The 19,169-nt window shown below is 31.3% G+C and carries 19 protein-coding genes; 6 read left to right on the top strand and 13 right to left on the bottom strand.

The genetic code is table 11. From position 1 onward, the window contains the following. The first annotated feature begins 121 nt into the window (after positions 1-121). The 3 genes from Q0845_RS15765 (at position 122) to rpiB (ending at position 2,103) form a co-directional block, all read left to right on the top strand. Positions 122-307: a hypothetical protein gene (locus Q0845_RS15765; protein ID WP_298515148.1), complete on the top strand. Its 186-nt coding sequence runs from the start codon at positions 122-124 to the stop codon at positions 305-307. Positions 308-352: 45 nt separating this feature from the next. Next, entirely contained in the window at positions 353-595 is a 243-nt protein-coding gene (locus Q0845_RS15760; protein WP_298515146.1) for a DUF2007 domain-containing protein, read from the top strand. Positions 596-1,668: 1,073 nt separating this feature from the next. Continuing rightward, entirely contained in the window at positions 1,669-2,103 is a 435-nt protein-coding gene (gene rpiB / locus Q0845_RS15755) for a ribose 5-phosphate isomerase B (RefSeq protein WP_298515144.1), read from the top strand. Between the two features lie 86 nt (positions 2,104-2,189). On the opposite strand, the gene Q0845_RS15750 is transcribed toward rpiB, so the two are convergent. From Q0845_RS15750 to Q0845_RS15730, 5 genes are all read right to left on the bottom strand, one after another. After that, positions 2,190-2,651 (bottom strand): SUKH-3 domain-containing protein, encoded by a 462-nt coding sequence (locus Q0845_RS15750; RefSeq protein WP_298515142.1) that lies wholly within the window; start codon positions 2,649-2,651, stop codon positions 2,190-2,192. 86 nt (positions 2,652-2,737) lie between these two features. After that, positions 2,738-3,271: an SUKH-3 domain-containing protein gene (locus Q0845_RS15745; RefSeq protein WP_298515140.1), complete on the bottom strand. Its 534-nt coding sequence runs from the start codon at positions 3,269-3,271 to the stop codon at positions 2,738-2,740. Positions 3,272-3,273: 2 nt separating this feature from the next. Further along, entirely contained in the window at positions 3,274-4,086 is an 813-nt protein-coding gene (locus tag Q0845_RS15740) for a YwqJ-related putative deaminase (protein ID WP_298515137.1), read from the bottom strand. 6 nt (positions 4,087-4,092) lie between these two features. After that, entirely contained in the window at positions 4,093-6,150 is a 2,058-nt protein-coding gene (locus tag Q0845_RS15735; RefSeq protein WP_298515135.1) for a hypothetical protein, read from the bottom strand. 117 nt (positions 6,151-6,267) lie between these two features. Then, positions 6,268-9,666 (bottom strand): hypothetical protein, encoded by a 3,399-nt coding sequence (locus Q0845_RS15730; protein ID WP_298515132.1) that lies wholly within the window; start codon positions 9,664-9,666, stop codon positions 6,268-6,270. A 302-nt stretch (positions 9,667-9,968) separates the two neighbouring features. On the opposite strand from Q0845_RS15730, the gene Q0845_RS15725 reads away from it, so the two are divergent. Beyond that, positions 9,969-10,412, top strand: coding sequence for a GNAT family N-acetyltransferase (locus tag Q0845_RS15725; protein WP_298515128.1), 444 nt, complete (start codon positions 9,969-9,971; stop codon positions 10,410-10,412). A 13-nt stretch (positions 10,413-10,425) separates the two neighbouring features. Here the strand turns inward: Q0845_RS15725 and Q0845_RS15720 are convergent, their stop codons facing one another. Both Q0845_RS15720 and rnpA read right to left on the bottom strand, forming a co-directional pair. Beyond that, the gene (locus tag Q0845_RS15720) at positions 10,426-12,063 is read right to left on the bottom strand and encodes a S41 family peptidase (protein WP_298515125.1); all 1,638 of its coding nucleotides are present in this window, start codon (positions 12,061-12,063) and stop codon (positions 10,426-10,428) included. Between the two features lie 42 nt (positions 12,064-12,105). Beyond that, on the bottom strand, positions 12,106-12,498 hold the full coding sequence (gene rnpA, locus Q0845_RS15715; RefSeq protein ID WP_298515122.1) for a ribonuclease P protein component: 393 nt from the start codon (positions 12,496-12,498) through the stop codon (positions 12,106-12,108). Positions 12,499-12,572: 74 nt separating this feature from the next. Here rnpA and Q0845_RS15710 point away from each other — a divergent pair, with 74 nt between their 5' ends. Then, positions 12,573-12,887, top strand: coding sequence for a hypothetical protein (locus Q0845_RS15710; protein ID WP_298515118.1), 315 nt, complete (start codon positions 12,573-12,575; stop codon positions 12,885-12,887). Positions 12,888-13,174: 287 nt separating this feature from the next. Here the strand turns inward: Q0845_RS15710 and Q0845_RS15705 are convergent, their stop codons facing one another. From Q0845_RS15705 to Q0845_RS15685, 5 genes are all read right to left on the bottom strand, one after another. Next, positions 13,175-13,771 carry a hypothetical protein gene (locus Q0845_RS15705; RefSeq protein WP_298515115.1) on the bottom strand — a complete coding sequence of 199 codons (597 nt, stop codon included), beginning with the start codon at positions 13,769-13,771 and terminating at the stop codon, positions 13,175-13,177. Further along, positions 13,768-14,208: a phage holin family protein gene (locus tag Q0845_RS15700; RefSeq protein WP_298515112.1), complete on the bottom strand. Its 441-nt coding sequence runs from the start codon at positions 14,206-14,208 to the stop codon at positions 13,768-13,770. The genes Q0845_RS15705 and Q0845_RS15700 overlap by 4 nt, the downstream gene beginning before the upstream one ends. After that, entirely contained in the window at positions 14,195-14,629 is a 435-nt protein-coding gene (locus Q0845_RS15695) for a TIGR02594 family protein (RefSeq protein WP_298515109.1), read from the bottom strand. The genes Q0845_RS15700 and Q0845_RS15695 overlap by 14 nt, the downstream gene beginning before the upstream one ends. Positions 14,630-15,045: 416 nt before the next feature. Further along, positions 15,046-15,717 (bottom strand): phage tail protein, encoded by a 672-nt coding sequence (locus tag Q0845_RS15690; protein WP_298515107.1) that lies wholly within the window; start codon positions 15,715-15,717, stop codon positions 15,046-15,048. A gap of 341 nt (positions 15,718-16,058) precedes the next feature. Beyond that, on the bottom strand, positions 16,059-16,214 hold the full coding sequence (locus Q0845_RS15685; protein WP_158269150.1) for a hypothetical protein: 156 nt from the start codon (positions 16,212-16,214) through the stop codon (positions 16,059-16,061). Between the two features lie 271 nt (positions 16,215-16,485). Between Q0845_RS15685 and Q0845_RS15680 the strand changes: the two genes are divergently transcribed. Next, the gene (locus Q0845_RS15680; RefSeq protein WP_298515099.1) at positions 16,486-17,289 is read left to right on the top strand and encodes a S24 family peptidase; all 804 of its coding nucleotides are present in this window, start codon (positions 16,486-16,488) and stop codon (positions 17,287-17,289) included. Between the two features lie 78 nt (positions 17,290-17,367). On the opposite strand, the gene Q0845_RS15675 is transcribed toward Q0845_RS15680, so the two are convergent. Continuing rightward, positions 17,368-19,134: a M1 family metallopeptidase gene (locus tag Q0845_RS15675; RefSeq protein ID WP_298515495.1), complete on the bottom strand. Its 1,767-nt coding sequence runs from the start codon at positions 19,132-19,134 to the stop codon at positions 17,368-17,370. Positions 19,135-19,169 lie beyond the last annotated feature (35 nt).

The following is a 19,169-nucleotide window of genomic DNA, read 5'->3' as shown; positions in this document are numbered from 1 at the left end:
CAAAAAGGCAACTTCATTTTTTTTCTTAAAAAAAGTTAAAAAAATCTTAATAAAAGTGTAACATATCCGTTTTTATATCGTCTATAGAATAAGAACCAAATTTAATTTTGCTTCAACAATCATGAAACGAGTGTATAAAGTCATCCTATTATTTGTATCGATCTTTTTGATCGGTGTACTCTCGTTTGGTAGTTATATTAACTCTTCTTTGAAAACTAAAAATGATTTTAGAGATGATATTAGAGCTGTAGAAGTTCCTAATGATTCTATAAAAAATGCGGCAATTGATACGTATTATTTAAACTAGTTTTCTTATTTTTAGTACATTACGTTTTACCTTTATTTTTAATTTATGCTCAATTTTGTCACAGTAGCTACATTTACGTATCACTATGAATATGCTATTCTTCGCATTGTCCTTGATCAAAAAGGAATTAAACATGTGTTTGAAAATGATATGATGTTGAGTGTATTTCCTTTCTATTCGAACGCAATTGGTGGTATTTCGTTGAAAGTCCATAAAAATGATGTGGACCTTACCAAACAAGTTTTAGATGATTTTTACGGCAAGCAATCGCATTTACGGATTGTGTAAGTTTCTAATTAACCGATTCTCTTCGTTTCACTATCAAAATCACTCAAAGTGACAGTTTGTGAAATTGAAACTAGACCCAAAATTGAATTTGAAATATCCAACGTTTGTTCGATTTCTATAACAAAAACAAGTGGTTTTAATAAAAAATAGAGATGTAACCTTCTAAATAAGTACGCTAGAAAATATTCGTGAATTCGTGGTTAAAAACTATGTAACTGAAAGTATTTTTAATGAACTATTTTTTGTCACGAATTCACGAATAGTGTTTAGTCAGCAACTAACTTTATGACTATACGCACGAATCAATTGTGGTACATACAACATATACGTTTTGCTAGAAACAGATTACCACGTCGCAAGCTCCTCGTAATGACATTTCAAATCATTTGTTTTCTTATAGCAATCAAAATAGCATTTCCAGACTTTAAACTATTATCAGGTTATCAACAACCCTCATACAAATTTTCTATTTCTTTCAATTTCCTCAAAAGAACAATCAAACAATTCGTAAAAACAACCAATATTCTATTTCAAAAAGATTCAATTTTACAGAAATGTTATAAACATTAATAATATATATATTTCTTTCTTTTATAAATTTAAAAAAAATAATGATGGTTATTATAGCTTGTGAATAGTTAGCAAAACTTTTGAAGTTTTTTATAGGAATTGTTTCTTATTGAATTTGATGAACAACTTATGAAAAGTGTAACTCGTTCTAAGTAAGAATTATTAGCTAGGTTATCAACAGTTATTAACAACCTTTATACACAGCTTATTTTTGATAAAATATTAGTGAATTATTGTTAACAATCAAGAAAACGACTTTTAATAAGTTTTCTAAAAAGAAGTGCTAAATAATTTGCGATGTTTTAAAATTTGTTCCTATTGTAAAATAATTTGAAGTCACAAAATTTTCTTCTTACTTTCTCATCACTAGATATCAACAATTCATGTTAACTTATAATAATCTAAAGCTTAAGGTTTTATAAAATTAAATTAACACTGACTTTTTTCGGTTGTTCAAAAGTCGATTCATACCTTTGTTTTCAACAAACACAACACCATTATATATGAAAACTATTGCCATCGGAAACGATCATGCCGGAACCGATTATAAAAATGCTATTGTAGCGCATTTGGAAGCGAAAGGATATGCTGTTCAAAACTACGGAACAAATACTGACGATAGTGTCGATTATCCAGATTTTATTCATCCAGTTGCTGACGATGTAGAGAGCGAAAAAGTTTCGTTTGGAATTATTATCTGTGGAAGTGGAAATGGGGCTGCTATGACTGCAAATAAACATCAAAAAGTACGCGCTGCACTTTGTTGGACCAAAGAAATTGTTGCTTTAGCAAGACAACATAATGATGCAAATATTTTAAGTATTCCTGCACGTTTTACTTCTTTACCACAAGCTATTGCTATGGTAGATACTTTTTTAGACACTGAATTTGAAGCTGGAAGACACCAACGTAGAGTGGAGAAGATTGCGTGTAGCTAGATTTTATTAGAGTCTTTAGATTATTAGATTTATAGAAGATATTAAAAAACCCGCTGACTGTTGTAGTTGGCGGGTTTTTTTGGTTATTAATATTCTTCATCCCAATATTTGTCTTGATAATTCCATTCTATAAAACCTGATTGATCTTTTAGAATAATTTTTTCAATTCCTTCTATAAAATTATTAGTAAGCTTTACAGGATATTCTCCCATAAGGTAGATAGCTCCAGTTTTATCACATTCTACAGAGCCAGGATCATGAGGATTTTGATAGTATCCAACGGGAAATGTAAGTACATTTCCTTCAAGAGAAGGTTTTAGTAAATAAGAGTTTATTTTTAATTTTCGTTTCAAATTTAACGATCCTGAAAACGTATTACTCAAATCGTTAGTTTCGACTAATAAACCACCATATTCATACAAGAATTCTTTTAGAAAACTAGGTAATTTGTTGAATTTATTGATTTTATCATATCGTTTTTGAAGATTTCTACCTTCATACCAACCTGCTTTTTCGAATTGTTCTTGGACTTCTTTTCTGAATTTCATTCTTTCAGATATAAAATGATACTTTTTTCAGGTTTCAATATTTATAAAAATAGTAAAACCCAACTACATGAGTTGGGTTTTTATCTTTAAAAATTATATCTAAAATTATAAGTTTCTAAATTAACAATGGTACTTATACCTTTTTTGTATTCTAACCATATTTCATCATCATCATTTGCAGGGTCTAATTCTAAAGTATCAAAAACTCTCATTCTTATGATGTTTTCTATACCTTTATATAGTTCTTTTCCACAGCAAAAAGCATATTCTCCTAGTAAATATACATACCCATTTTCATCAATAGAAACATCGTATGATTCTGGTGTATAATATGCAATAGGATATAACTTTCTACCTAATTGTTCAGCATATCCTTCTGATATTCCATGTATTCCTTCTGTTTTTGAAATATCAAAATTTATATGATTTGTTACTTCAGATTTGACAGGAATTTCAGGTGTGAAATCTGAAATTTTTAATTTTCCATATTCAAACATAAAATTTTGTATGAATTGCGGGTAATTATTTTGTTCCATGTATGTTTTATTTGAAAAGTCCTTTCTATTAGGTTTCCATCCATGGTTTTTGACATGTTTTTGTAGTTCTTTTGAGAAATTCATATTTAAATAGGATTTATATCTTGAAGTATATTAAAATATTTTAACATAGGTGCACAACTTTTACAAGCTGGTTTAAAAGATCCTCTTGTAGCAGCATTTGTACTTAAATCAGCAGCTTTAGAAATAGTGCCTTCCAAAATTTTTCTAATTTTATTAATATCCATTTTTCCACTAGGGTCAATCCTCCATAATAATTCTGATAATACTTCCGCTTCTGCACATTTTCCATGTTGCCAACTTCTGGGTATTACACCATCATCCATTTTTTTTAATACTCCTTGTAACCAATCTTTCAGAACAGGATGAAAATGATCAGGTAATATACCTCTAGCTAAGCCTTTAATACTACCACCACCAATTGTGCCATATTTAGGATGTTCCATGATAGAAACAGCTCCCTTTCTTTTATTTCTTTTTAACCTTAATAAATCGTTCCAAACATTTCTCACTAAATCGTCTAAGGCACTTTTTGATACAGATGAAATTTTAACAGCTAATCCTTTCGTATTGTAGGCAATGTCATATATATGATCCTCCAATGTTTTTCCTGCTACTTTCGCATCATCACTATATTTTGCCATTTGTTTTATAGCTTGACTTTCTGTTAATCCATCATGTAAAATATTTCCATATTCATCTTCAATAAAATATTTTCCATTATCACTTTGAAATACTTTTAGACACCCTAATATAATAGAAGTATTTTTATGCTTCTTTAATTTTAATTTAGCTTTTTTTAGTAAAATATTAAATTCTTCTTTACGTTTTCTTCGTTTTTCCCATGGATACATGAGAATTTTTAAAATTTTTCTCATTGTATATTATTTTATAGGACAAAAGTTTATTGAATTTCCAGCTGCATTTACTTTTGTTGGCTCAAATCCAGCTTTGGTAATTTTATCTCTTGCACTTTTATTTGGAAATAATTTTTCAAAAGCTTCTTGTGCTACTTTCTTCGTAGTAGAAACTAGTTTACGAATCCATTCTAGTAAAGTGTCTAACGCTTTTTTAAGATCAAACTTTTTGATTTTATTGAATAGTATGACTAGAGAATCTATAAAATCACCTGCTTTTTTTATAGAGAATCTCGCGGCTCTTGCTGGAGCTGTAAGTAACTTTTTAAGAGAGTCTGCCGTAACTTTTAGTGCTTGGACAATATTTCCTGTACCTAAGGTTGCCATGGCTATTAAGACTTCTTCAATGACAAATCCGATAATATATCCTACGATATAACCAATATTATCAATATGCGTTTTCACGAAAGAAGCACCTTTTTCAAATTGTGTTACTACAGTTTCTGGCTTAGAAAAAGAAGTTTTAGCTAAGTCTGCCGCTTTTATAGCAAAATTGATAACTGCGCCTAAGTTTTTTAAAGAAAATAGTTTTACAAATCCTTCAATTCCGTTTTCTAAAAGTTCAAAAACCAAGCTTACATAAGAACCCTTTTTTTCGTTTTTAGCTGCACTATGTAAATAATATGGTAAACTTAAAATCATTCCCACTAATGAAAAAATTCCACCAACAGCTTCAATCAAACTATTTAATACTCCAATAAAAAGTGCATTTAAATATATGAGAGTAGAAGCCAATCCTTCTCTTATAAAATTGATAAACTTTGTATATAATTCAGAAAGTTTTATCAACATTTTAGGAATAAAAGATAGTTTCTTTTTAAGGTAATTTCTAAGTGTTTCATGAGGAATATAATCCATGAAATCATTGTAACCTTTTAGGATATTTTCTTTGGTTTCTTTAAAAGAAGCTTCTTGTTGTTCAGCTTCTTCTTTAGAAACTTGTAAGGTATCAATCAGACTTTTAAGACCTGGAAAAATTGGACTGAATTTAGGATCAGGTTCTCCATTTTCATCATAATATTTCCATCGGTGTTTTGCAAATTTTAAACTTGTAATTGTTTCTCCTATAAACATTAAACCATCTCCAAAAGTTTCTTTAACAAACCAAGAACCTACACCGATAGCAATGTCTGCTACTTTTCCTAAAAAGTATAAAATTCCCCACTCATCTTTTGTTAGCTTTTTTTCAATATGCTCATTGGCAATAGCTTGAATTTCTTCTTCATTGGTATTTACATTGAGCAATTTTGCCATTTTTACAATTGCTTTTGTTGGAAATACTTTAGCAGAATTTATATTGGCTCCAGTAAGAAGACGAGCAACTGATCCGAAGATGTTATAACTATCACTTTTTTCTAAGAAAAATACAATTTCATTAGCTCTAATTTTATCTACAGTGATATGTGTATTATCAATTTTTGCTCCATCATTAGAGAAAAAGAAAATAATTGAGATATCAGGATTATCTTGAAGTTCATTTAGAAATCTATCTGAAAGTGCAAAAATCTTTTTCTTTAACTTCTTTTTCTTTTTAGGTTTTGCAGTAACTGTTATTTGTTCTAAATTGAATCGTTTGTACAATTTCATTGCATTTACTGCCGTATATCCTGGAAATGCAAATTGTAGAAATTCTAGCGTAACAATTTTTGCAAAATAACGATCATTGTACTTATATACTTGAAAGCCATCATCATTGTAATCTTGAATGGTATTATTATTTCCTAAATCTTCTAAATATCCATTAGGAATCATGTATTCTTCAGCAATTTTTATATCTAACCCTACTTTACCATCTAATAATTTAAAATTTCCTTCATATCTTCTTTCTACTTCAAAATATGCATATTCACTAAAAGAAGGTTCATGACTTGGGTCTCCAAGAATTTTTGACTCATCAATAATTTGCTTTTCTGCATCATCTTCAGAATCATCTTCAATGATAATTTCATCATTATAAATAACAACATTTGGCAATGGTTGGTATTTTTTAGCATAGTTGCGTAAGCCGTATTCGTATGCGTACATAATTATCTTTTTTAATTTTTTATACTTCGATTTTTTGTCAGAATTTGACAATAGAAAAGCTTCCCGAACCTAGTTCGGGAATACTTTTTCTACTAAAATCTGTGATTAAATACTATGTTATTGTACAGATGTACCGCCTACAGTATCGCTACCAACACCAGCTTCAATACCACCAACAAGTTCATCGCTTTGTACAATTGGATTGTCTGAAATTGGGTTTCCATCCGCATCTACAACAGGATTTCCGTCTGTGTCAAATCGTAACCAATCGTCACATTGATCGTTGCATGGCAATCCTTCTACATTCAATCCGATAGCACCAGCTTGAATGACTGTTAATGAAGTTGGTACACGAGTTTCCCATGTTTCTTCTACTTCACTTTCAGGATTACGTAATTCTTCTACAATCGATACAAATTCTTCATCGTCAAGTGTTGGTACTTGTCCACCATTCCAAATTTGTCCAGTAGCCATATACCAGTTTACCATTTCTTCAAATCCTGGACGAACGGTAATAATTACACGTGCCATTCCACTTTGTAAGAAAGCTTTAAATAATGGATCGTTGTTTTGAATTTGGTATAATTCTCCCCATTTTTCTTTATTTGCCCAGTAAAAAGGATAGAAATAATAGCTCATAATATCCCATTCAAAAGCTTGTTCAAAGAATTTTACTTTGGCCGCATAATCATCTAATGAAGCATTTGAATATCTGGCAGTAATTTCGGTGATAGATTGTCTGTTACTGATTAAATCTTTTCCTAAATTATCATGCCCAAGTAAGTAAGTGATACAATTTTTACGCAATACCGTTTTCTCAATTTCTCTGAAGAATCCTGGATTGATATCAATTTTTTGATTCTTCATTTCTTTTTGAGCAGCTAATTTTTCATTGTATTCTGCTATACGCTCCTCATACGCTTCAATGATAGCATTGAACGTTTCAAGTTGCCATTTTTCTTTAGCTTCTGGTAAAATTTGAACTTTGATACTTACGGTAGAGTTTCCAGATAAATGTCCTAATGAAGAAAATGATACAGGAATAGAGTCTACGTGTTTAGGAATGCTAAATAGAGCACCTTTTGTAGCTATTTTTTCACTACCTACAATAATTTTTGTAGCATTTGGAGTGTATCCATCTGAACTGTCTTCCCAATATGCTTTTGCATAGGTTGTATAATATCCTTCAGGAATTGTAACTTCTTCATTTTCACCATATCTTTCATAACGATCGTCCACGATTTCCGTTGCTTGGTATGAAAATGCCTTTCCAATATACATGCTTTCTACTGGCGGTTCAGAAACCTCAGCATTGTAAATAGCTGCCCAATGTTTGTACGTAGTAGCATTTACAGCTTTGTGATCTTTCATTTTTTGGAAAGAAGCTGTTCTTGGATCTACCGGTTTTACCAATACATCTTCTTCATTGGTCATTTGAATTGCTAAATCGTGGAAAGACGCTGGCTCTGGAATCATGAATTCGTACATTAAACGTTTTCCATAATTCAATAATTTGTTTTCATACACTTTGTCAACCCAACGATATACGCCAGAAACATGTTTGTCTCCTTTACGGTTGTCAAATCCGTGTGAAGTAGTTTCTTCATATTCTTCAACAACTTTGGTAACACGCTCTTCACGTACTTTTTGAACCACTCTGTCTAAAGCTCTTTCTGTCAATTCTTTTGCATGAGTAATAGCTTGACTTTCAGATTCTTCGGAAGATGTGCTATTTGCAAAACTTGCGCTTGCATCTCCACCAAATTTATTTCCGCCCCAACGAATTCCTGCACTTGCATTTGTTGATTGATCTTGCGCACTGATAGAAGCAATTTCTTGATTCATCTCAAAACGATCTGTAGAAGTTGTTTCTGTTAAGTTCTCTCTTTCACTTTCGCTAGAGAATGTATCGGTAGTTTCTTGACGACGTGTACGTTTTACATCTTTTGATTTGTACTCACGCGCCATGATGTTTTCAATGTGTGAAACTTCTCCCGGTACATAACAGCAAACTTCTTGTTCTACTTTACGATAATCAGCAATTCCTAAACGTTGAATTCCAAAAACTACAGGAGCTTCGACACTAGTAGAACCTCCTAGACTAGCAGGATATAATTGACTTAATTTACATTTGTTCGGTGTAATATTTAGAAGATTATCATCATAAATTTCTCCATTAGAAAATTCAATTTCTATATCAATTTCTGGAGATTGACTTAAATCAATACCTTCGGTACATAGAACCAATGAAATTTTTGATCCTAAGTTAAATTCTGTAAAACTTGTAAACGTTCCATCATTATCATCAACTAGCACATTGACAACATCATAGGAAGAATTAGGAACATTTATCGTCATTAATAAATTATATAACGAAGTTCCAATCTTTTTTCTTGGACATAAGCTATAGGAGAAAGGAGCAAGGTTTGCATCCGTAGAAACTGGAACTGAAATTCCACCAGGAATTACCACTTGCTGCGATTCGAAATCTGTATTTTCAAAAACCTCATCAGTATTTGTTTGAATTTCAATAGCAATTGCATCTTCAATTTCTTGTAATGTTGTTGCATTGTTTTGTGCTTCTAAGTCATTAACAACTTGTAATGCAGGAGCACTTAAACGACTTGCTAAAACGGTTTTGTCTAATTCATCAGTTGGTAAAAAATTATAATCAGGAATAGTTAAGTTGGTATATTCTTTTACCACTGAAGTTTCTCCAGTATTTGAATCTGTAACAACTCTTTCTGTTACGGTAGCGGCATCATAAGCTGCACGTACTGAAGTATCGTAAGTTTTTTGATAGGCAGCTTTTGCTTTTGTGTTATCTGCATCATAAATACTTCTTGCTTTCGCAACTTCTTTGGCAATACTTTCTAGTTCAATTATATTTTGTTTTGCAGCAACAGCATTTATTTCTTTTTTAAAGTGTTTTTCTGCAATTTTTGGTGTTCTTGGTTCTTTAGGAGCAACTTCGTAATCAAATAAGTTTTTATTAATTACAACTCTAGCTTGCGCCATTTTTTGCAAGTTTTCTGCGGTACGCTCAACAATATCACGATTTGTTAAAAAGAAATCGGCAACAAGCCAAGATAATAACATATCTCTTAGATAAGAATCTCCATTTGTCAGGATATTGTAATGTAAATCATCCCAAACTTGTACCATATTAGGATATGTACTTTGAGGCGCATAATATGCGTCAACTCTAGCGGTAATTTCTTCTAGAGAAAATTTAGTTCTATTGGAAGTAAGCCAAGTAGCAAAGTAATAAAAATAGATATTTTCATTCTCTAAATCTTTTTTAGAAGAGAAATTAGGTGTGTACGTATTAATTGCATTTTCAATAGCTAATTTTTTAGCTTCAGGTGTTGTAGCTTGTGAAGCAGGCGTAATAAAAGCACTTGTTTCATTTTCTGGAAAATTTACAAATCCGATTAATTTTTCAGCGCTTCCAATAAGTTCTGGAGCACGCATGGTTACGAATCTGTACAATGTGTTTTTGATGTTTTGTTTCATCTTTTAGATTTTAATCGTTTAAATGTATTTGAATAAACTGTTTCCGCTTTTCTAATGACAGTACTCAACTTTTGTACGATTAAAAACTAACTTTCATTCTAAATGATAATTCAATCAAATGTTTGAATTTTATAGAAAGAAATTAAAAAGATCCATATTTTAAGCTATTATTACTTTATTTTGTAGCTTTATGCTCAAATATTAATGCAAATATACAACATATTACAATAAAAACACAAACATTTTACATTAATATTTGTAAAATGTTTGTGTTTATTTTTAACTTATTGATTTTTAAACCTATGCTAACAGTTACTGTAAAATCCTTTAATGAATTTACTATTGATGAATTATACGATGTACTACAATTGCGCAGTGAAGTTTTTGTCGTAGAACAAGATTGTGTATACCAAGATATTGATGGAAAAGATAGAAAAGCGTTGCATGTTATTGGTAAAAATGAACAAGAAAAAGTTGTTGCATATACGCGTATTTTTGATGCTGGCGAATATTTTGAGAAAACGAGTATCGGTAGAGTAGTAGTCTCCAAAAGTGCGCGTGCTTTTGGATATGGTCATACTATTATAAAAGCTTCTATTGCTGCAATTTCAACACATTATCATACAAAAGATATTAAAATTTCGGCGCAAACGTATTTACGAAAATTCTATGAATCACATGGGTTTGAACAAATAGGAGCGGAATACCTAGAAGATGGAATTCCGCATATAGCTATGATAAGATAAAATGACTATTATCTTAGTTTAAAATATTGTCGTATTCACTTTTATTTGCTAATACTTCCGTAGCTTTCTTTATAGCTTTATCATTTGTTAATTGATACTGATATAAACCTTCACGGTAGAAATAACGCTTTAAAATTTCATTTTGAAGCTCTATTTCAATTTGTGATTTATACGTGTCTAAAGCGTCTAATTTGCTTTGTTCGATAGAAGCTAATAGTTCTTTGTATTCTTTAGAAACAGTATTTCCAAAACCTGCCGCTTCTTTTGTACCCATGATTTTTTTGAGTTCTTTTTCCGTATTCGTTTCGTAATAACTCATTCCAGAAGCAGCTACACTTTGTTTGAATGCTTCGTAGTTTATATTATCAATAGAAAAATCATTCATAGAAGCAAATGAATTTTGATTGTAAAACTCAGTCGCATAGTTGAAAATAGCTAAGTTTCCAATCAATGATCGTGTAAAGTCACTCGTTTTTTGCGAAGAAATTTCAATATCCGGATTGATTCCACCACCATCATAAACCGTTCTTCCTTTTTTCGTTTTAAAAGCATTATAATCATCTTCACCAGTTCTTACCGCATTTCCATTAGCATCTCTATTCCAATAATCTAACGCTTGAATACAACGTCCAGAAGGTGTATAGTATCTAGAAATAGTTACTTTTAATTGTGTTCCGTAGGTTAGTTTTTTAGGTTGTTGTACCAAACCTTTTCCAAAACTACGTGCGCCAATGACAACGGCTCTGTCTAAATCTTGTAAAGCTCCAGAAACAATTTCACTTGCAGAAGCACTTTTTCCATTCACCAAAACAACTAATGGAATTTCTGTATCTACAGGTTTCTTTCTTGTTTTATAGGTTCTATTATATTTTTTTACTTTCGATTTTGTCGTTACTATTACTTCCCCTTTAGGTACAAAAAGATTCACAATGGCAATAGATTCGCGCAACAAACCTCCAGGATTTCCACGTAAGTCCAATACAATTCGTTCGGCACCTTCTTCTTTCAATCTTTCTAAGGCATCTTTAGTTTGTGCACTTGCTTTTTTATTGAATTTAGCCAAAACGATATAGCCAGTTTTATCATCAATCATTTTATAGAAAGGAACAGCATCTACTTCAATTTTAGTTCGGACCAACTCGGTTGAATATTCTTTTCCTTGGCGTTTGTATACAATATTCACTTTACTATTGGCCGCACCTTTTAATAATTCGCCAGTATCTTCTTTAAAATTTGCAATCACAATGTCACCAATCTTTACAATTTCGTCACCAGCTTTCAATCCCGCTTTATCTGCAGGATAGTCTTTATAAGGCTCTATAATGGTAATTTTATTTTTGTTTCTACGAACAGAAGCACCAATACCTGAATATTCGCCTGCATTTCTAATTTTGGCAGCTTCTACATCTTGTTCGTTATAAAATTTGGTATATGGATCTAAGTCATTTAGCATTTCTTTGATGGCATCATCCATCAATTCGGCAGGATTGGTTTCATCTACATAATTCATATTTAATTGCTTAAACATGGTAGTGAATATTTCAATTTGCTTAGCAATTTCAAAAAAATCACTTTTAAAACCTACAGCACCAAAAAAAATAGTGATTGCCAATATAGGAATGATAACTCGTTTTTTGAATAGTTTCTTCATCTTTTTACTTCATTAATAGCCAGTGAGATAGCTAATGTATATCTAGTTTTCAAGTGTATTTGTTGTGTCAATTTTTTCTTTAAATTTTTCCAACAAACGAACCATTGATTTTTCTATTTCTTCAAAAGTTGGTTCTTGTTTTCCAATATACAAAAACATAAAAGCATAGGATGTTGATATTGTGTTAAAAACTTCATTTTTGTGCAAACGATAGGCTTCTCGCATCAATCTTTTAATGCGATTGCGCGTTACAGCCTTTTTAAAACGTCTTTTAGTTACCGAAACACCAGCTTGAATTGGAACATCTTTTGGTAAATCGGTAGCAATATAAATGAGCTTTAGTGGAAACTTGGAAACTGCATTTCCTTCACTAAAAAGAAGCTCTAGACATTTTTTGCTTTTTAATTTTTCTTCTTTTGGAAAACGATAATTCATAAAAATATATTGAATCTCGGTAAAAATAGAAAATAAGATTGTATTTACTATCTTTATTGAACACCAAAGCATACATGAAAAAAGTAAAATTAGAGCATTATTTTAAGTTGTTTACAAACGAAAAAGCAGAGATTTTCTTTGATAATTCGTTAAAAGAACAACAAATTCATTTTGTAAAAAGAGAAATTCCGGACTCTAAGTTTACAGAGTATTTTTTTCATGAAAAAGACCTTCCACTCGTAGAGCATATTAATGAATCTTTGAAAGAAAAAGAAGCTGAAGAAGCTGTTGAAGAAATCAATAAATTAAATGCAAAACCTTTTGCTTTGGAGTTGTTATTAACACTTTTTTTGATTGTTTTAATAATTGCGATTGTAGCTTTAATTTAAAACAGTGTTGCATTAATTACGTTTGATTTATTTCTTCTTTTATAACGGTTATATCTGTTAAATTTGGCTGTAAATTGATATCGGTTTCACTCTCACAAGCTTTTACTAACGTACTATACCAAAGCAGCATAACAATCATAATTAGTACGATTCGGTCTGAGGATATTTGTATTTTTTTCATGGTAATATAAGCTAAGAAGAGCCTTTGTTTTTAGGCAAAGGCTCTTGGTTTTATCTTTATTTATTGAATATTTTAAATGAAAACAGTTTATGTAAAATATGAAGTATTATTGATAAAAATTCATAGCTTTTAATCCAATATATGCTTCTCCATTGTGTTTATTGTCCATATCTAAAACGATCCCATAAATTACAGGTGTTTTTGAAATTTCAACACTTACGCCACCTTCATCAAATTGGCTTTCTGTATATTGTTCTAAATCTCCACTGAATAGAACATCAGTCATTTCAGGAGCTATTGCTCCGTGTGTTGTATCATACATCATTTTAGCAGTCATCCCATACATTCTACAGGTTTTAATACCTCCTTTTGCAATTGTATTTTGACCAGCATTGATATATGTAAATCTAGAAATGCTGCATGGATTTAAAAAGTAAATACACAAACGTTGATTGGTTGTTTGTCCAGATTCACTAAGCCAATGATAGTTAGAAAACCCTGCTTTTTGTTGTACAATATTTCTAAAAGGGTGAATTGGGTCATAAGCTGCACTTGCATACTTGGAAGATGCAGTAGCTGTATGAACTTGAACAGGAACTTGATTTACATGGATAAGGCTGTCTAATAAGTCTTCATACTGAGCCTGTGTTGGTTTATCGCCTGTTTCAAAATATGATTTTAATGTTTCTAATGTTTGTTTCATTTTTTTTGAATTTTATGATCTTGTTCTTTATTATTCACAAGAACATCTATGGTTTCTTCTAAATCTTCAAGAGATTTCTTTTTAATTAAGTTGACCAAAGCTTTAAAAGGATTTATACCATAGATTGCGTTAAAATTTTCCATAATGGATTTAATTTCAGCAATCGCTATAAACCCAGCAATAATTCGCATGAAAGGAATTTCTTTTACAATATATTTTTCCAATAAAAAGGCAGAGATTACCACCAAATTATAAATGAAAAATTTTGAAATAGTATTTCCTATGCGCTCACTGGTAATAGGGATATTTTTTTTAATTGCAGCATATGTTCCTGTGATAAAATCTACTATAATTAGAAAAGCAACTGTAAGCATTACAGAAACAATAGGCGCAATGAGTGCAAATAACCAGAACAAATAAGGCTTAAACTTCTCCATTTTTTGTTAGTTTTCTGTAATCTAAAACTCTGTTTTTAGGATATGCTTTAATAGAAACTCTATTGTTTTGATTGCCTCCTAAAATGTAAACATATCGTTTGGTTTGTTTTACAAAAAAACCGACATGTCCTTTCCAACTACTAGGAGATTCGCGCCATAATATCACGACGTCTCCTTGTTCTGGCAATGCGGTAGATTCACCGACATTTAACCAACTTCTAGCATTTAATTTTCCACTATATGAATAATTCTCAGTTTTAGAAACCCAATTTACAAATGCACTACACCAAGCGGTTTCATCGTGCAATTTGTTAGTATTGAATCCTAATACTTCAAAGTATCTAATAATTTGGGGATTATCTGCTTTACCATCAATTTCTGTTACTCCATATTGGGATAATGCTTTTTGAATTAAGCTCATAGTTTTTAACTTTTAATAATTAATTTGACAATGACAGCAACTGTATTGTCTAAAAAAATTGCAAACAATCGCCTTTTGCTACTGCAATTGTCAGCGCATGATTAATATATTCATGAAAATGTTGGAATTTAAATTTGAGAATAAAAAACTTAGACTTGATGCAACTTCATTTATTTATATTTTCTTAGCCAGAATAAGGTTTTGCATACATAATAAGATTCTTCTCAACAGTGTTTTTTTAAATACGAATCGTACAAAATGATGTACTGTTCATTAGAAAAGCGAATACAAATATAAAACATATTACAATATAAAACAAACATATTACAATATATTTTGTTGTTTTTCTGTTTTTTGTTTGAATCGTTATTTGTGATGTGAATGAAGTTTATTTTAAGGAAGTGTGCTTTTACGAATTAACTCGCTAAAGGATCAATTCCTTCTAAAGCAATAATTGTATTTACAACCAAATATGGTTGCATATTGTTCACGGGAGTTGCACTTCCTGTAGAAGCTGTAGCTCCAGAAAGTGTAATATTTCCATTAATTTGTACATTGTCTGCCGCCATTAATGCTGTATTTGATGAAGAATTGTAATTATTTGTGGTATCTGGATCTATTAAGCCAAAATTTTTAGCTATCGGATCATTTGTTTCCCCATCTTCTTCATTTACGAGTACTGTTCCTGTTAAGGTATGTGAAGCAACTAAACTTCCAACAGCATGCGTATGGCCTGGTAGCTGACTTTCTGTAAGTGTGTTTTCGCTAGTTCCGCCAGTTTGTCCAAGTGATAAGCTTGAACTATTATGAATCATGATTCTGTCTTGCAAATTGGGCAAAGCAAAAGTTGTGGTGCCATCGCCGCCATAGGTAGTTCCTATCAGACCAAATAAAATTCCGTAATCTGCAATATTTAGTAATTGCCCATCGCATTTTGCCCAACCTGAAGGAACAGCTGCAAAACTTACTGTTTTAATTTCTCCAATCATTGGCATGGCCAAGCTGTCGATTAAGTTTGCAAACTGAGTTTCTGTAGGCTTGTCTCCTGTTTCAAAATATGATTTTAATGTTTGTATTGATTGTTTCATGGTAAAAGTGTTATGGTTTATAATTGAAGTATATTACTTTCAATTTACAAATAAATTAAGGAATAAACCTACAAATTAGATTTTTAACAGATTCTATAATTCATATCTAAACTGATTGTTTTGAGTACTAACAAAAAAATCCCTTACACGAAGGGATTTTTTGAATACGTTGTTGTTAAATGAATATGAATAACTAACCCTAAGAACTTATGTTTCATATAACAATAACCGTATTCACTGCAGGATACATTTATATTTTTTTAAAAAGGAAAACTCCTTTACCTAACAAAAGGAGTTTTCCAGATATATATACTTTAATGCGTGTTGAGTGACTAGCTGAATTATTGCTTTAAAATATTATATATCGTCTTTTCTGAAATGAACAATCTATCAACCAATTCGTTGATAATTACTTTCATTTGTTTTGCAGAATTGTCTTCTACGTAGTTGTGAATGAATTTTTTTCTTTTGTCTAATAGCTCTTTACTTCTTTTCATGTTTGTATATTATTAGGTATTATTTTCTACTATATCTTTTTTTAAATCGTGTATGAGTTTTTGCACTCAAATACGTAACCGTCAGTCTATATTCTGTAGCTTTTTATGTATTTTTGAAGAATAAAATCGATATTTATACTCACAAATGTTTGATTTTCAATAAAAATTCATATATTAGCAACAAATTACAGTACAAATATAAACAAATTACAGAATATTTCAAACATAAAACAGAAATATTTTGTAAAATGTTTAAATTATTGAGAGAGATATGGAAGGAATACATGAAAAAATAAAGCAGATCATTGATCATTTTCGCCTTAATAATAACTCATTTTCCAAACGAATTGGCGTAACGAGTACCACTATAGATAGCATTACCAATGGTAGGCCACAAGGCGATGGATCAAGAAAAAGAACGAAACCAGGCTACGATTTATTGACGAGTATTATTAAAGAATTTGACATCAATCCTGATTATTTGTTTGGCATGAACTCACAGATGTTTAAATCTGAAACAAAAGATTTTCAAACATATGCTGGAATTCCACAAGTAGTTGCTGTAAATCAAGAAGGAGAAGAAAATGTAGTGTATGTTCCTATTAAAGCTCGCGCAGGTTATTTAGACGGTTATGGTGATGCAGGCTATATTGAAACCTTGCCTTCGTTTAGTATGCCACATTTAACAAACGGAACGTATCGTTGTTTTGAAGTTCAAGGAAACTCTATGGTACGTACATTTTTTGATGGCGATCTAGTTTTTGGTAAGTATGTAGAAGATTTAAATGATGTAAAAGATGGTCGTGTATACGTAATTGTAAGTCGTAATGACGGAATTGTGCTGAAACGTGTTATTAATAGAATAGAAGAACGCGGAAAACTCATTTTAAAGTCAGATAATAAAGATGGAAATTATCCAACATATACCATCAATGCAGAGGAAATTATGGAAGTTTGGTATGTAACCATGTTTGCATCGAAACAGATGCCAGAACCAGTAGATGTTTATGATAGACTACATGATTTAGAAAGCAAGATTGTATTGCTAGAAAATGCACTTCGACAGAAAAATTAAAACGCAACTAATAATTCACAAAAAAAGCGAGATCATAGTAGACATGATCTCGCTTTTTTATGATAAGAATTGTTTTCTTTATTGTTGTGCAATATTGTTTTCTCTATTGACATCTGCCATCAATTCCGATGGATCAATTTCTACACTTTTTACCGTTTTGTTGGTTTCTAAAGTATAAGTTGGATATGCCCAAGCCCAATCTGCTTTTAGAGTTGCAGTCGTTGGTTTTTTACTTCGCATCATACGTAACGGAATGTAAAATTCTTCACTAGAACCATCTGCATAATTTACCGTAATGTCTATAGGCATTGGCATTAATCCGATACGCTCTAAAATAACCTTGTTTCCGCTGATTTCTTTTACTCCGTAATCAATTGTATTGGTGGTTTGCGCCCAGTCCGTTAAATACCAATCTAAATGAATTCCTGAGACTTTTTCAGCAGTTCTTTTGATGTCATTTGGCGTAGGATGTTTGAATTTGAAATCGTTAAAGTACTTTTTTAGTGTTTTTTCTAAATTTTCTTTTCCAATAACATATTCTAGTTGCGCTAAGAAAATAGCACCTTTACTATATGCAGAAACACTATATGCTCTGTTATATTGATAACGATCTGCATGTGTAGTAAGCGGTTGCTCAACACCAGATTTTACAAGTCTGTAATAAGAACTGTATGAACCTTTGTGTGGATTATCTCTATTTTGATCCATAATATGATTCATACAACGGTTAGAAATATACGTTGTAAATCCTTCATCCATCCATTCGTGCTTAGATTCATTGGTTGCCAATAAAAATTGAAACCATGTATGTGCCAATTCGTGAGCTGTTACACCTATCAAACTACTTAATCTTCTTTTTCCAGTAATTAACGTACACATAGCATATTCCATTCCGCCATCACCACCTTGAATTACAGAATATTGTTTGTACGGATATTGTCCAATATATTCATTAAAATACACTAACATTTCAGCAGTTTTATACTGTAATTCTTTCCAGTTTTCTTTGATTGCTGGATCGTTTTTGTATAAAAAGTGAAGTGTTACACCATTGGCACCTTCATGCGTATCATGTACAAAATCAGGATCGGCAGCCCATGTAAAGTCGTGTACATTTGGCGCTTTAAAATGCCATGTAAGTTTATCAGTGTCAGGTCTTTTTACAGTTCCAGTTTCATAACCATACCCAATTTCATTTGGATTTTGTAAGTATCCTGTTCCACCAATAATAAAGCTTTTATCAATAGTAATTTTTACATCAAAATCTCCCCAAACACCGTGAAACTCTCTTCCAATGTATGGAGGCGTATGCCAACCTTCAAAATCGTATTCGGCCATTTTAGGATACCATTGCGTCATTGACAAAGCAACACCTTCACTATTGTTTCTACCAGAACGACGAATTTGTACAGGAACTTGTCCTTCAAAATTCATATCAAACGTAGCAGAAGCGCCAGGTAAAATAGGTTTTGCCAAAGTAACTTCTAAAATAGTTCCTTCTGTAGAATGAGTTAATTTTCGTCCATTCTGAGTTAAAGAATTTACTTTTAAGTACCCAATTTCTGAGTCAGAAAGCTTGCTAATACGATCACCAACTCTTCCATCTGGATCTTGAATTGTTCTCGAACGGACATCCATCTCACTTCCAGGCTGAAACGCATTAAAATATAAATGATAATATACCTTATCTAAAACATCAGGAGAATTGTTTGTGTAGACTAATTTTTGTGTTCCTGTGTATTGATATGTATTTACATTCATATCAATTTCCATTTCATAGTTTACCTTTTGCTGCCAATAGGTTGGCGAAGTACTATAAGATGTTCTATTTTTTTCTCCACTCATAGTTTCTTGTTGCGGCTTGCATGCTACAAATGCCA

It is taken from the genome of uncultured Kordia sp., assembly GCF_947489565.1.
Lineage (GTDB): Bacteria > Bacteroidota > Bacteroidia > Flavobacteriales > Flavobacteriaceae > Kordia.
The sequence above is the reverse complement of the archived record's forward strand: the minus strand, read 5'-3'. Positions and strand labels throughout refer to the sequence as shown.

Coding starts and splice junctions, on each gene's coding strand:
- Q0845_RS15765 (WP_298515148.1), top strand. CDS start 122: ATGAAACGAGTGTATAAAGTCATCCTATTATTTGTATCGATCTTTTTG.
- Q0845_RS15760 (WP_298515146.1), top strand. CDS start 353: ATGCTCAATTTTGTCACAGTAGCTACATTTACGTATCACTATGAATAT.
- rpiB (WP_298515144.1), top strand. CDS start 1,669: ATGAAAACTATTGCCATCGGAAACGATCATGCCGGAACCGATTATAAA.
- Q0845_RS15750 (WP_298515142.1), bottom strand. CDS start 2,651: ATGAAATTCAGAAAAGAAGTCCAAGAACAATTCGAAAAAGCAGGTTGG.
- Q0845_RS15745 (WP_298515140.1), bottom strand. CDS start 3,271: ATGAATTTCTCAAAAGAACTACAAAAACATGTCAAAAACCATGGATGG.
- Q0845_RS15740 (WP_298515137.1), bottom strand. CDS start 4,086: ATGAGAAAAATTTTAAAAATTCTCATGTATCCATGGGAAAAACGAAGA.
- Q0845_RS15735 (WP_298515135.1), bottom strand. CDS start 6,150: ATGTACGCATACGAATACGGCTTACGCAACTATGCTAAAAAATACCAA.
- Q0845_RS15730 (WP_298515132.1), bottom strand. CDS start 9,666: ATGAAACAAAACATCAAAAACACATTGTACAGATTCGTAACCATGCGT.
- Q0845_RS15725 (WP_298515128.1), top strand. CDS start 9,969: ATGCTAACAGTTACTGTAAAATCCTTTAATGAATTTACTATTGATGAA.
- Q0845_RS15720 (WP_298515125.1), bottom strand. CDS start 12,063: ATGAAGAAACTATTCAAAAAACGAGTTATCATTCCTATATTGGCAATC.
- rnpA (WP_298515122.1), bottom strand. CDS start 12,498: ATGAATTATCGTTTTCCAAAAGAAGAAAAATTAAAAAGCAAAAAATGT.
- Q0845_RS15710 (WP_298515118.1), top strand. CDS start 12,573: ATGAAAAAAGTAAAATTAGAGCATTATTTTAAGTTGTTTACAAACGAA.
- Q0845_RS15705 (WP_298515115.1), bottom strand. CDS start 13,771: ATGAAACAAACATTAGAAACATTAAAATCATATTTTGAAACAGGCGAT.
- Q0845_RS15700 (WP_298515112.1), bottom strand. CDS start 14,208: ATGGAGAAGTTTAAGCCTTATTTGTTCTGGTTATTTGCACTCATTGCG.
- Q0845_RS15695 (WP_298515109.1), bottom strand. CDS start 14,629: ATGAGCTTAATTCAAAAAGCATTATCCCAATATGGAGTAACAGAAATT.
- Q0845_RS15690 (WP_298515107.1), bottom strand. CDS start 15,717: ATGAAACAATCAATACAAACATTAAAATCATATTTTGAAACAGGAGAC.
- Q0845_RS15685 (WP_158269150.1), bottom strand. CDS start 16,214: ATGAAAAGAAGTAAAGAGCTATTAGACAAAAGAAAAAAATTCATTCAC.
- Q0845_RS15680 (WP_298515099.1), top strand. CDS start 16,486: ATGGAAGGAATACATGAAAAAATAAAGCAGATCATTGATCATTTTCGC.
- Q0845_RS15675 (WP_298515495.1), bottom strand. CDS start 19,134: ATGAGTGGAGAAAAAAATAGAACATCTTATAGTACTTCGCCAACCTAT.